Genomic DNA, 13,089 nt, shown 5'->3' with positions numbered 1-13,089 from the left:
ATTTTTGCTTATCGCTGATATTATTCAGCGGGTTCATTATGCAGCAACCAGCGCCGCATGAGATCGGCTAATTGCTGCCTTTCGGTCGCTGTAAGCGGTTCAAGGATCTCTTTTTCATTCTGAACGTGATGTTCTAGCGCCCGATCTATCACATTCAGGCCCTCTTCTGTCAGCCCTATTTTGCAGCTGCGTTTATCATGCGCATTCGGCTGCTTGAACACCAATCCCCGCGATTCCAGCCGTTCGAGGCGCACCGACATGGCACCGGAAGAGAGCATGACCGTTTGATAGAGGTCGGTTGGCGTTATCAATTCTCCGCTTCTGCGTAGCGTAGCCAAAATATCAAATTCGATGGTGTCTAAACCGTGTTGCTCATAAACGCAGGTGACTTTGCCCGATAACAGCTGCCCCATACGCGCCATTCGGCCAATAATCCCCATCGGAGAACAGTCGAGGTCTGGTCGCTCGCGTTGCCACTGCGCGATAATTTTATCTACGTGATCTTGTGTCATCGCTCCTCCACGATATCTTTTTAAAAAGATACTTGTTTTATTTTTATTTCGCTACTAACTTGTCTTTTACAAAAGTAACTTTTCAAAAAGATAAATATGAACATACTCATCGCTTTTATGGTTCCGCTGCTGTGGGGAAGTACCTACGCCGTTGTTGGCTACTTCCTGCAAGACATCCCGCCTGTCTGGATTGCGGTTTTCCGCGCCCTGCCTGCCGGTATTTTACTGTTGCTGATCCATCCCACCAAGTCACCGTTAAAATGGAGCCGAATGTTTGCAATAAGCATTTGTAACATATCTCTTTTCTTTGTGCTTTTGTTTATTGCCGCGCATCGATTACCCGGCTCTGTGGCTGGCACATTGGGCGCAACGCTGCCGTTGATGGTGTTGCTGTTACAGTGGATTCAGGAGGGAAAAAAACCGGCGTTATCTAAGCTTGGACTCGCAGTATTAGGGCTGGTTGGCGTGATGTTACTGCTGAATCCTTCGGCTAATTTAGACATTATCGGCGTGGCTGCGGCGTTGTTGGGCACGTTATTGATGGCGCAAACGTCTCTGTGGATCTCACGTTGGCCCACCAACGACCAGCTTGGTCTTGCGGCCTGGCAGCTATTCCTTGGCGGTATTCTTTTATTGCCCTTTGCATTCATGTTTGCGGGAATACCCGCTCTACCTACCCCAAAAACCTGGGTTGGCCTAACGTGGTTAGTGGTGTGTAACACCGCATTTGCCTACTGGTGCTGGACACGTTCGGTGACGCTTCTTGGCCCGCATACCATGTCAATGATATCGCTGTTTAACCCTGTTACCGCAGTCTTACTCGGTTTTATCATCCTGAGCGAACGGCTTTCTGTCGTTCAATGGAGCGGTATTATCCTGATCTTCTTGTCGATATTGCTGATGAAAACGATAAAGGCCAAGCCCGCAGCCGTCTAGCAACCGGTGTCCTATCGCGCTGTTGTTATCAATGGCTCTATATTTATTGCCTGTAACACAAATGCCATATGAAAATGCTATACCTAAAGAGTAATCATTTATTCCTCTCTGAGGTGTCTTATGAATACTTTCGGGCTAACGCGTACCTTTGCAGGAATTTTGATTGTCGACTGCTGCCACTGTGCGCAATACGATCATATTGAAGAGAGCTTCCAGCTTGCGGTGCAGAAATACAGTTTTCTGGTGCGCCCGGGAGAACATATCGACGGCAAAGAATGGGTGCGCAGAATTGAGCAGAGAGATCCGCCGCAAAATGTTGAGCATATGCTGAATGCGATTCTGGCCGTCATGCACCAAAATCCAGAGGTTAAACACGAGTGTGTTTATTACTGAGCCAGACAAACTTATTAATGCCTATCAATTAAGGAGCTTTATCACTAAAGCTCCTTTCTCGCTGTATTAACCGTTTTTTTAACTTATTTTTTTCGCCAGCATGGTGGCGAAGCGCATTTTAATGCGGTTGCCGTCGGCATCAACCCGATGCAGCTCCCCTACATCTTCGTTGTATTTTGCAAACTCCCAACCGCTGTAATAGTTGCGCAGCTCGTCGGGCTTGAAGGTGAATGAAAACGGAACGTTGCAAGGATAATCAGGGCTATCTACCGCGGCCACAATCAGGTTGTAACCGCCGATGCGGGTGCTGTCTTGCATGTTACGAATAATGGCCGGAATTTCTGGTCGCCCCAGGAACATAAACACCACCGTTGAAAGAATGAAATCATACTCTCCACTGAAGCGATGGGTATTGAGGTCAACTTGCTCTGCCGTAATGTTTTTTAGCCCCTCAGCCTGAATAATGTCATTCAGGCTGTTGATGCTCATGACGTTTTTGTCCCACGCGGTAACGTTAAACCCTTTCAGGTTCAGATACAGCGAGTTGCGACCACGGCCACAGCCAAGATCTAATGCATTCCCAACAGGAACGATCTTAGCGGCATTCACTACCTCAGAGTGCGTCGACGTCAGTTCATATTTCTTCGTGAAGTAATCGCTGTCGCGTGTCATGTGAGTTGTTTCAGAATTCATTAGCGTGTCCATATCAATTACCAGAATTAATCGGGTAATTATCCCTTATTCCACCCACAAATGCTTCCCTGCACGTCAGTGGATTTTGCCGCTTGCGGTAATCAGAGCTTTACAGCATCCGGTTTTTTGGCCGTTGGACGTTTAGCGCCTCCTATCGTTTCACCAAAAGGACCGGTGTTAATGCTCTGAGCACGCTGCGCTGGCGTGTGATTTAAGGTCAGCAACGGCATCACCAGTTCGGCAAAACGATGCGCTTCTTCTAGGTGCGGATACCCAGACAGAATGAAATTATCGATGCCCAGCGCTTGGTATTCAGCAATGCGGTCGGCAACCTGCTGCGGATTTCCAACCAGCGCGGTGCCCGCGCCGCCGCGTACCAATCCCACCCCCGCCCACAGATTGGGGCCAATTTTCAAACTGTCTCGAGAACCGTTATGCAGCTCACTCATGCGTTTTTGCCCCGATGAGTCCATACGGGCGAAAATTTTCTGCGCGGCGGCAATGGTTTCATCGTCCACATGGCTAATCAGTTTTTCCGCGGCAGCCCATGCTTCCTCTTCGGTTTCGCGCACAATAACGTGTAGACGGATACCATATTTCAGCGTTCGCCCTTCTTGTTCAGCGCGCTGGCGTACGGTCGCGAGTTTTTCAGCCACCAAATCTAGCGGCTCTCCCCACGTAAGATAGGTATCAATTTGGCTGGCAGCAACGTCGATAGCTTCAGGCGATGAACCGCCAAAATAGAGCGGAGGGCCATCTTGCTGAACGGGTGGAAACAACAATTCCGCGCCTTCAACCTGAATATGCTCTCCGGAATAGTCGACTTTTTCACCTTGCAGCAATTTTTTGTACACGTGCAAAAATTCATTCGTGACGTTGTAACGTTCGGCGTGACTCAGGAATATACCGTCACCTTTGTTTTCAACCGGATCGCCACCGGTGACAACATTAATCAGCAGCCGCCCTTCAGAAAGCCGGTCGAGCGTTGAAGCCATGCGCGCAGCCAAGCTGGGCGGTTGCAATCCGGGACGCACCGCGACTAAAAACCGTAGGCGTTTCGTCATGGGCGCTAATGCCGCCGCGACAAGCCATGAATCTTCACAGCTTTTCCCCGTTGGAATCAATACGCCGTAGTAGCCAAGATAATCTGCCGCTACCGCAATTTGTTGTAAATATTGAAGATCAACGGAGCGTCCTCCCTCAGCGGTACCCAAATAGCGGCCATCGCCATGGGTTGGAAGGAACCAAAAAACGTTAATGCCAGATTGATGCTGTTCGCTCATTATGCTTTTCCTTTATAACCATATTTAAAGAATATCTATTGAAATAACTTCTTTGGTTATAAATCTTTCTGCACAAGATATGCCAACATGCTTGGTTTTTATTTATCATTAAAATCAATTAATTATGACAAATTCGGTTTCTCAGGCTTGCTGCAAATGCAACAGCATCGGCACCTAAGCTGCTGCATTTGCAGCAGAACGCGGTTTGCTGCATCTCGCCGCCAGAGCATCGATGAGATATGTTCGATTGCATCACGCATTCATTATGGAAATGAGTTATGCCGTTGCCGTTACTTTCATCACAGCCGGTGTTGGTCGACCCCGCCTCTATCGCGTTTAAAAATGTGCTGGATAAACTTGCGCCCACCGATGCCACCGTGCTGATCGTTGGGGAAACCGGAACCGGCAAAGAAGTCGTGGCCCGCTATCTTCACCATCATAGCCTACGCAACGATCGGCCTTTCTTGGCGGTTAACTGCGGTGCATTAAGTGAAAGTCTGGCCGAAGCCGAGTTATTTGGGCATGAGAAAGGCGCGTTTACCGGGGCGCTAAATCGGCATCAGGGCTGGTTTGAAGCCGCTGAGGGTGGGACTTTATTGCTGGATGAAATTGGCGAACTTAGCCTGTCGTTGCAGGTCAAGCTGTTGCGCGTGCTGCAAGAGCGAGAAATCACCCGCGTGGGTTCTCGAACGCCGATTCCTATCAACGTTCGCGTTATTGCAGCCACGCACGTTGACTTAGCCGATGCGATTAAAGAGCGCCGCTTTCGTGAAGATCTCTATTATCGCCTCAACGTTGCCGCAGTCACGTTGCCGCCTCTACGCCAGCGTCCACAGGATATCCCTGCGCTGGCACAGCATTTTCTAGTTTTATATGCCAACCGTTTAGGGCGACCGCAGCTCACCTTAGCGGATAATACGCTCAAGGCGTTAGCCGACTACCGCTGGCCGGGCAATGTGCGAGAGCTCGAAAATACGCTGCACAACGCGGTGCTGCTCAGCCAAGAACAACAGATACTCCCCCATGCATTAAAACTCGCCCCGCTAAAAAGTGACGTTGTCACTAATATCGAAGCTAATGATGAGAATGAAATTGCCCTTTTTATTCGCTCGCAGCTTGAAAAAGAGACGCCAAAGCTGTTTCAGCAAATCACTGATGCGCTGATACATCATGCGTTTAGTATGAACAATAACAACCAGCAACAAACCGCCGCTATGTTGGGCATCAGTCGCAATACGTTACGCACTCATCTTGCGAATCAAGGGCTTATCAAATCACGGAGAAAAGAGACTTTACCGCCGCGCAGCCACGCTGCGTTTGAGGGCGTAACAGCCGAACGCGAGCTGCGCATTGGCTATCAAAAGTTCGGTAATTTAGGCATGCTCAAAGCTCGACAGAGTCTTGAGAAACGACTGACGCAACGGGGTATAAGTGTGCTGTGGAGCGAATTCCCCGCAGGCCCGCAGTTGCTGCACGCGCTGCAGAACAATGAGATCGATTTCGGTGCCACGGGCGAAGTTCCCCCTGTATTGGCTCAGGCGCAAAATAGCTCGCTTATCTATGTCGCCTACGAACCGCCGTCTCCCCACAGCGTAGCAATGGTGGTTGCTCAAGACAGTTCTATTCATCACTGTTCAGATCTACGCGGAAAACGTATTGCGGTGAATCGCGGTTCAAACGTGCACTATCTGTTGCTGCAAATGTTGGATGAACATGGGTTAACCCTCGACGACGTGCGCGTGAGCTATACGCCGCTACGATATCCCCTGACTCCGTCAGACTTTCATTCTGTGGATGCGTGGATGATGTGGGATCCTTTGCTGAGCGATGCTGAGATTTCCGGCGATATGCGCATTATTGAAGATGGTCACGGCAAGGTACTCAATCAGCAATTTTATCTCTCGCGCCGCGATTTTGCCCAACGTTCAGCCGATCTGATCAAGATTGTCTTGGATGAGCTTAAACAGACCGGGATGTTTATTGCCGCCGAGCCAGAAAAAGCGGCACAATTATTGTCGCAAGAATTAGGCCTGCCGCAGGCTTCACTGGCGCTGGCATTATCTCGCCGTCAACATGAGCCGCGTGCCATTAATAGAACCGTGATACGCGATCAGCAAACCATCGCCGACCGGTTTTATGCGTTAGGCTTGATGCCGAAAGCAATAAGCATACGCGATGCCGTTTGGAATGAGGGATTAGCTTAACATCCCCGTTTTGATGGGGATGTTAAGCCGAATGAAGAACCAAGCTATACGTTGAACTGTCCTACCGCGCCGACTAAATCGTTGGCCTGCGACAACAGCGCACCGGAGGCCGCCGTTGATTCCTCTACCAACGCGGCGTTTTGCTGCACCATGGTATCAAGATGGGTAACGGCTTTATTGATTTCATTGATGCCGCGCATTTGCTCATCGGCGGCGTTGGTGATCTCCGACATTATCGTAGTGACGGCGGAAACGCTGGTCACGATATCCGTCATGGTTTCACTGGTTTGACGCACCTGCGTTGAGCCGGAAGCGACGCTGCGCACCGTCGACTCAATCAGAGATTTAATCTCTTTAGCCGCTTGCGCGCTGCGCTGCGCCAGAGTTCGCACTTCACCAGCCACAACGGCAAACCCGCGTCCTTGCTCACCCGCTCGAGCCGCTTCCACGGCGGCGTTTAGCGCCAGAATATTGGTTTGGAAAGCAATGCCGTCGATGACGCCGGTAATGTCACCAATTTTGCCGGAGGCGGTTTCAATCGATTGCATGGTGCTGATCACTTTGGCAATCGCCTCACCGCCGCGAGAGGCATCCGCAGAGGCTGAATGAACCGCGTTGTTTGCCTGTTTCGCGGCACCTGCCGACTGCGCCACCGTGGAAGAGATTTGCTCCAACGCTGCGGACGTTTGCTGCAGATTGGCCGCCGCAGATTCGGTTCTGCTGGAGAGATCTTGGTTTCCTGATGCAATTTCATTGGCCGCAACGCGCACGGACTCACTGCTGCTACGGATAGACTTCATCACGTCGCTAAGCTTATCAATGAAGCGGTTAAACGAACCGGCAATTTGTGAAACCTCGTCTTTGCCGTTGGTTGGCAAGCGCTGGGTCAAATCTGCCGTGCCTGAGCTGATGGCATCCATCGCATCGCGAATTTTAATCAGCGGTGTTAGCGCGCGCTGGGCAATGATGCCGATAATCACGGCGGCGGCGACGATCAATACCAACAGCGTCACCAATGACGTGGTCAGCAACGAACGCATTCCTGCCGTGGCCTCGGTTTTATCCATTGCTACCACAGTAAACCACGGCGTTCCGGCAACCGGCTGTGCCAGCAACAGTTTGGCGCTGCCGTTAACGTCATATTCAATCGGTGAACGAGCATTCAGCAAACGGGACAATTCTAGGTTAGGTGCAATGTCAGATAACGGCTTGAGGGTCAGCGATTCATCGGGATGCGCCATAATGTTGCCAGCCGCATCAATGAGCATGCCAAAGCTGTTTTCCGTTGGATGTATAGAACGCACGTTTTCAATCACGCTGTCCATGGTCACATCCCCTTCCACCACGCCTTTTAGAATGCCATTTTCGATATGCGGTGCGGCAAACGTGACCACCATTTTCTTGGTGTTAGCGTCAACATAAGGCTCAGTGACTATGGGTTTACCCGCTTTTACGGCTTGGATATACCAAGGTCGCGTAGTGGGATCATAACCTTCGGGAACGCTGTTAGGCACCGATGAAATATCGATCTTATTAGGATAACCAATATCAATCCCCATGAAGTTGCCGCCGTTGGCGGTTTGCACCATCAGTGGCATTGGGTCAGGAGAGGTGACATGCGGCGTAAGGGATGCAACCAACCGGCTTTTGCTTGCCACCCAATCGGAAATTGCGCGGTTGTGGCTGGAGGAAACGGCCTCAAGCGTGCTATCAATTGCGCTATTATTGTATTTATTCGCAATTGAGTAATTAAGATAGGTGTTGATACAAAGAGAGCAAATAACAATGGCGGTAGAAGCTGCCAGAATACGTGAACGGATAGAGTCGAACATGATAGCTTGCCCTGATTAGAAGAGAGATATGCCAGACTTATGTTTTTTATTGAAACAGCACACTAGATAACGGCTTGAATAAATAAAACTTGAGTTATTTACGCTATAAATAAATTAATGACTATTTATCAGATAGCTAAGTAGTTGATATCTTTGTCTTGATGTCATTGGCCTAGGCGCTATAAATTGTGACCAATTCGCAGTATGCTAGTCCCAGCAAAGTTCCCCTGTTTTCCTAACCTTAGTAAGTGCCATGAACCCAACTCCAGTCTCCCGTAAAACCGCATGGTTAAGAGTGGTTACGCTTGCCGTTGCCGCCTTTATTTTTAATACCACTGAATTTGTTCCCGTTGGCTTGCTTTCAGACATCGCGGCCAGTTTCTCAATGAGCACCGCGCAGGTCGGCCTGATGCTGACGATTTATGCTTGGGTTGTTGGGCTGATGTCACTGCCGTTCATGCTGATGACCAGCCAAATGGAGCGGCGCGGGTTATTGGTGAAGATCTTCATCCTGTTTATCGCCAGCCATGCACTTTCGGTGGTGGCGTGGAATTTCTGGATCCTCGTTCTTTCGCGTATCGGCATTGCATTGGCTCACGCGGTGTTTTGGTCAATTACCGCATCGCTGGCTATTCGTTTAGCCCCAGCAGGTAAGAAAGCGCAGGCGTTGAGTTTATTAGCCACGGGCACGGCCTTGGCGATGGTGCTTGGGCTGCCGCTTGGCCGCATTATCGGGCAGTATTTAGGCTGGCGAACCACGTTTATGGTGATTGGCATTGTGGCTACCATGACGCTGATTTGTGTCATTAAGCTATTACCTAAACTTCCTAGCGAGCATTCAGGTTCACTGAAAAGCATTCCAATCTTAATGAAGCGCCCGGCGTTGCTGTGTTTATACGCACTCACCGTCGTGGTGGTCACAGCGCACTACACGGCATACAGCTATATTGAGCCGTTTATTCAGAGCGTTGCGCTGATGAGCCAAGGCTTCGCCACTATGCTGTTGCTGGTGCTCGGGGCCGCAGGGATCATCGGCAGCGTACTGTTTAGCATGCTAGGAAATAAGCACCCTGCCACGCTGATCATTGGTGCCATTGTGCTGCTGGCATTGAGCTTAGTCTTATTGCTTCCTGCTGCATCAAGCCCAATGTGGATTGCTTTACTGTGTGTCGTGTGGGGGATCGCCATCATGACGATTGGCCTTGGCATGCAGGTGAAAGTCTTGGCAATGGCGCCGGATGCCACTGACGTGGCCATGTCGCTCTATTCTTGCATCTTTAATATCGGCATTGGCGCAGGCGCGTTACTGGGAAATCAGGTGAGTATTCATTTAAGCATGGCAAATATTGGTTATATCGGCGCTATTCTGGCACTGGTTTCTCTGATGTGGTGCATCTTTATTTTCCGCCGCTATGCAGAGATCTTGGCAAAAGGTTATTAACCTGCGAGGAAATATGATTCTATCGGCCTTGAAAAACAAAAACTATGCATCTGCATTAGATGCCGCTATCGCGCAATTAGTTATCGAGCCGGACTCCGCGTTAATGCACTACTATGCGGCATGGGCCTGTGATGGTTTGGGGCAAGAGAATCGCGCGATCCCTTATTATGAAAAAGCGATTGCCTTAGGATTGCCTGAGGCTGATTTAAAGGAAGCCTATCTTGGACTCGGTAGCACCTATCGCGTGACCGGACACTATCAGCAATCGTTGGATTTGCTTACGCGTGCAACCGCCGAATTTCCTGATGATAAAGCATTACAGGTGTTTTATGCCTTGGCTAAATACAGCGTGGGCGATGCTAAAAGCGCCCTGCGTGATACCCTATTACTGCTCACCAGCACCACACAGGATGATTCCATTTTAGCCTTTCGCAAAGCCATTGATTTTTATGCACAAGACTTAGATTTCATCAGCGATTAGCGTGTTTTTTGAGTCTCAGGCTTTATGTGTGTCGCAGTACCATAATTATTGAGTATAAAACTCTCTAGCATAGTCGCAAAACAATGATGAACTTCCTGCGTCGGATGCACATGGTCATTATAAATATATTGCGGCCTGATATTTAACTTGGGATCTTTTTCATCAAGACGATGAATGTAGCCATGCTCAGTATAGGCATGGTTTGTATCATAACCAATCTCATGGGCGACTTTCGTTATTTTGTTAAACGCTGAGAATGTATCAAAATACAAAACAGTACTTTTTGGATATACTTTGTTCAATTCCTCAACTTTACTTTGCAATAATGCGTTGTGGGCTACCGTCGCGTCTTTCATTATCTCTTTATCACCAGATATTTTTGCGCTAGGCGTAGCAGATAAATCGGGCAATCCCATAATAAGAATATTTTTAACCCCGCGAGATAATATTTTTTCAATATCGTGAATTTGTTGTTCAACCACTGTCACCACATTACTTTTATGCAGTGTGATGTAATCATTTGCGCCTAATAAGAAAATAGCCAGGTCCTTATTTGACGGTGAGTAAGATTTCATTTGCTTATCTAAATTTGATAAGAAATCCCCGACAACGTTAAAACATGAATAGCTTGCCGAAGTGCTTCCTCCCTCAGAAAAATTAATAATCTCTTTTTTTAAAAATGAAGGGGATGAAAGAAAATCGCTCCAGACAAATCCATTAGTAAATCTTCCTTCATAATATTGACTATAGGAAGGAAAGATGCGGTGTGTTTTTTCAAACATTCTGCCTTTTGTGTCAGAGAGGCTATCGCCAAACACGATCAGCCTATCTATATTATCTAAAGAGTTTTTGGTATCAATAGGATATAACTTGAGTATTTCCTTGGCTAGCCTGAAGGATGACGTTGTATCCGTGTATGTTTCACTCTGGATTGCTTCAGGAGCAGAGACCTTAACGGCGTGCAGTACCCCACCATTTTTCTCGCGGATAGTATATTCATTTAAGGCGCAGTTACTGTCGATATGAAGCTGCCCTTTCCACCCAGGAGATATTAAGCTCGATAGTTTGGTAAAAATATCCTTAATTTCTTCTGGAGCCAAATGGAGCTCATCGTGATGTGACATTTTATAAATACATTCTCTGGCCTCTTCCTGATGGGTAGAACAGAAAAATTCTTTAACTCCGGCCCATAAATTCGTCTCAGGAAGATTTGTATTGTGCTGGGTATTAATCATCCTTTCGGTATTTACATTAGCGGTATTAAAACTATTTTCAATATTGAGAGACATATAACCACCTTGATCACATAAACGACTCATTAAACTCATTAAACTCATTAAACTCATTAAACTCATAACGAAGCGAGCCAGTAATCAGGTTAACACCCTATCATTTTTTCTTGGCTGTACTGTGAATAACTTACTTTATTACAGCTCACCGAAGCTACCTAGGATAACGCCATTTTAGCCTTTCGCCGCTATTTGCATCTGACATTCCAACATGGCGCACTCAATCGCCTTAGCCAGTTTTTGTAAGCCTTGATCGACTTTATCGCTATAAGGCAGTCCGTAATTTAATCGCAAACAATTTCGATATTTCCCCGACGCAGAGAACATTGAGCCAATGACAAACTGCACTTTGGCTTCGCTGAGTTCGAGGCTTAAACGCACGGAGTCAAAATGTTCAGGGAGCTCAATCCACATCATGAATCCCCCCTGCGGGCGGCTAACGCATATGCCACAGGGAAAGTACTCTCTCACTCGACAGGTAAATTTCTCGAGATTCTGCTGATAATATTTGCGCATGCGGCGCAGATGAGTTTGATACCCCCCGGACTTGATAAACTCCGCAATGGCTAACTGCGGATGGGAAGCTGATGCGCCGGTTCCGGTGTATTTCATGTAGACCACGCGATCAAAATAGCGCCCTGGTGCAATCCAACCAACGCGAAGCCCCGGAGCAACCGTTTTAGAGAAGGAGCTGCACAGCAATACGCGGCCATCGGTATCCAGTGATTTAATGGTGATCGGGCGAGGATACTCAAAGGCTAAATCGCCATACACATCGTCTTCAATAATGGCGATATCGTAGCATTGCGCCAGCGACAATAATTCCCGCTTGCGTTGCTCAGGCATGATAAATCCCAGCGGATTATTGCAGTTAGGCACCAACATCACTGCTTTAATCGGCCACTGCTCAAGCGCCAATTTTAAGGCTTCAACGCTAATACCGGTGCTTGAGTCCGTCGGAATTTCGATCACTTTTATTTTGGAACCACGCAGCTTTTGCATGATCCCATGAAACGCAGGTGATTCCACCGCCACGATATCGCCCTCCTGACACGCCGCGCGTATTGCCACGATCAGCGCCTCATGACAACCATGGGTGATGATGATATCAGCAGGGTTTAAATGACACCCCGAATCAATGGCCAAGCGCGCAACCTGTTCCCGCAGGGCCTGAGAACCGTACACCGGATCGTAATTCAAGACGCGGCTGTCTTGCGCCTGCATAAGTCGAGTCATCGCTTTCCATAACGGAGCCATTGTGGGCTGGCACATATCCGGCGAACCGCTGCCGAAAGGAATGGCATCGTTATCGGGTTCTTCATTAAGGCGATCGAGAACACATCCCCACTGCGTTATTTCAACCGGACGTTGGGCGGGTCGGCTGATCGCCGGCGCGGGCGGCGTGTGTTTGCGGAGGGTAACATAATATCCCGACCGTGGCTGCGGCGTGATGAGCTGTCTATCTTCAAGCAAATGATATGCCTGTTGCACGGTGCTGATGCTGACGGCATGTTCCTCACTCAGCGTGCGAACCGAGGGCAAGCGCTCTCCGCTTTGATACAGCCCAGCTTCAATTCGATGTGCTAATAAATCGGCGAGATGCTGATAGCGCGTCATGGTTGCCCTTCTCTATCATTGCTTAAGATCGTTATTCGCTAAAATTTCAGGCGAAAACCAGTACAGTTGGCCACGATTTTGACCATTCAGATCGCATAATGCGCAATCTGTATGTTAAATAAAAGTTATTTTTGTATCTGTGATGTGTGCTGGCTTCGCGCAATGATATTGGTATCGAAACCGCGAGGAGTAGCATGATGGGATATGACGAAAACCAAGCCAAAAAACCGTTTTTACAGTCGCCGTTTTATCTGTTTTTCATGGGGCTGTACCAACATTGGCAAACGTGGCGTATGCGGAGAAAAGCGTATAACGATTTACATCGTATGAGTGCGCAGCAGCTGAAAGATATTGGCCTATCCTGCGCGGATATTGACCATATAACCCGCCAGAGAAAATAGTTATCAA

At 48.4% G+C, this 13,089-nt stretch carries 12 protein-coding genes; 6 read left to right on the top strand and 6 right to left on the bottom strand.

Annotated features, from left to right (window positions below; genetic code table 11):
- Window positions 1-20: 20 nt before the first annotated feature.
- Complete coding sequence (locus AB3Y96_RS11620; RefSeq protein WP_072310411.1) at window positions 21-512, bottom strand: MarR family winged helix-turn-helix transcriptional regulator; 492 nt, start codon at window positions 510-512, stop codon at window positions 21-23.
- Between the two features lie 96 nt (window positions 513-608).
- Between AB3Y96_RS11620 and AB3Y96_RS11615 the strand changes: the two genes are divergently transcribed.
- Complete coding sequence (locus AB3Y96_RS11615; RefSeq protein ID WP_072310410.1) at window positions 609-1,448, top strand: DMT family transporter; 840 nt, start codon at window positions 609-611, stop codon at window positions 1,446-1,448.
- Window positions 1,449-1,568: 120 nt separating this feature from the next.
- Window positions 1,569-1,841, top strand: coding sequence for a hypothetical protein (locus AB3Y96_RS11610; RefSeq protein WP_072310409.1), 273 nt, complete (start codon window positions 1,569-1,571; stop codon window positions 1,839-1,841).
- A 78-nt stretch (window positions 1,842-1,919) separates the two neighbouring features.
- Here AB3Y96_RS11610 and tehB read toward each other — a convergent pair whose 3' ends face one another.
- Both tehB and ssuD read right to left on the bottom strand, forming a co-directional pair.
- Window positions 1,920-2,534, bottom strand: a complete 615-nt coding sequence (gene tehB / locus AB3Y96_RS11605) for a tellurite resistance methyltransferase TehB (protein WP_072310455.1) — start codon at window positions 2,532-2,534, stop codon at window positions 1,920-1,922.
- A 101-nt stretch (window positions 2,535-2,635) separates the two neighbouring features.
- Entirely contained in the window at window positions 2,636-3,817 is a 1,182-nt protein-coding gene (gene ssuD, locus AB3Y96_RS11600) for an FMNH2-dependent alkanesulfonate monooxygenase (protein WP_072310408.1), read from the bottom strand.
- 278 nt (window positions 3,818-4,095) lie between these two features.
- Here ssuD and AB3Y96_RS11595 point away from each other — a divergent pair, with 278 nt between their 5' ends.
- A complete protein-coding gene (locus AB3Y96_RS11595; protein ID WP_367299255.1) occupies window positions 4,096-6,021 on the top strand; it encodes an aliphatic sulfonate ABC transporter substrate-binding protein in 1,926 nt (641 codons plus the stop codon).
- A 44-nt stretch (window positions 6,022-6,065) separates the two neighbouring features.
- On the opposite strand, the gene AB3Y96_RS11590 is transcribed toward AB3Y96_RS11595, so the two are convergent.
- Window positions 6,066-7,853, bottom strand: coding sequence for a methyl-accepting chemotaxis protein (locus tag AB3Y96_RS11590; RefSeq protein ID WP_072310406.1), 1,788 nt, complete (start codon window positions 7,851-7,853; stop codon window positions 6,066-6,068).
- A 253-nt stretch (window positions 7,854-8,106) separates the two neighbouring features.
- Here AB3Y96_RS11590 and AB3Y96_RS11585 point away from each other — a divergent pair, with 253 nt between their 5' ends.
- Both AB3Y96_RS11585 and AB3Y96_RS11580 read left to right on the top strand, forming a co-directional pair.
- The gene (locus AB3Y96_RS11585; protein WP_367299254.1) at window positions 8,107-9,294 is read left to right on the top strand and encodes a sugar transporter; all 1,188 of its coding nucleotides are present in this window, start codon (window positions 8,107-8,109) and stop codon (window positions 9,292-9,294) included.
- 13 nt (window positions 9,295-9,307) lie between these two features.
- Window positions 9,308-9,775 carry a tetratricopeptide repeat protein gene (locus tag AB3Y96_RS11580; protein ID WP_072310404.1) on the top strand — a complete coding sequence of 156 codons (468 nt, stop codon included), beginning with the start codon at window positions 9,308-9,310 and terminating at the stop codon, window positions 9,773-9,775.
- On the opposite strand, the gene AB3Y96_RS11575 is transcribed toward AB3Y96_RS11580, so the two are convergent.
- Complete coding sequence (locus tag AB3Y96_RS11575) at window positions 9,772-11,064, bottom strand: type III secretion system effector (RefSeq protein ID WP_367299253.1); 1,293 nt, start codon at window positions 11,062-11,064, stop codon at window positions 9,772-9,774. The two genes, AB3Y96_RS11580 and AB3Y96_RS11575, sit on opposite strands and share 4 nt — an antisense overlap.
- Before the next feature lie 174 nt (window positions 11,065-11,238).
- Window positions 11,239-12,681, bottom strand: coding sequence for a PLP-dependent aminotransferase family protein (locus AB3Y96_RS11570; protein ID WP_367299252.1), 1,443 nt, complete (start codon window positions 12,679-12,681; stop codon window positions 11,239-11,241).
- 194 nt (window positions 12,682-12,875) lie between these two features.
- On the opposite strand from AB3Y96_RS11570, the gene AB3Y96_RS11565 reads away from it, so the two are divergent.
- Window positions 12,876-13,082, top strand: coding sequence for a DUF1127 domain-containing protein (locus AB3Y96_RS11565; RefSeq protein ID WP_081329644.1), 207 nt, complete (start codon window positions 12,876-12,878; stop codon window positions 13,080-13,082).
- The last annotated feature ends 7 nt before the right edge of the window (window positions 13,083-13,089 follow it).

It is taken from the genome of Hafnia alvei (genome assembly GCF_964063325.1).
Classification (GTDB): Bacteria; Pseudomonadota; Gammaproteobacteria; order Enterobacterales; family Enterobacteriaceae; genus Hafnia; species Hafnia alvei_B.
This window is presented reverse-complemented; position numbering and strand designations above follow the sequence as displayed.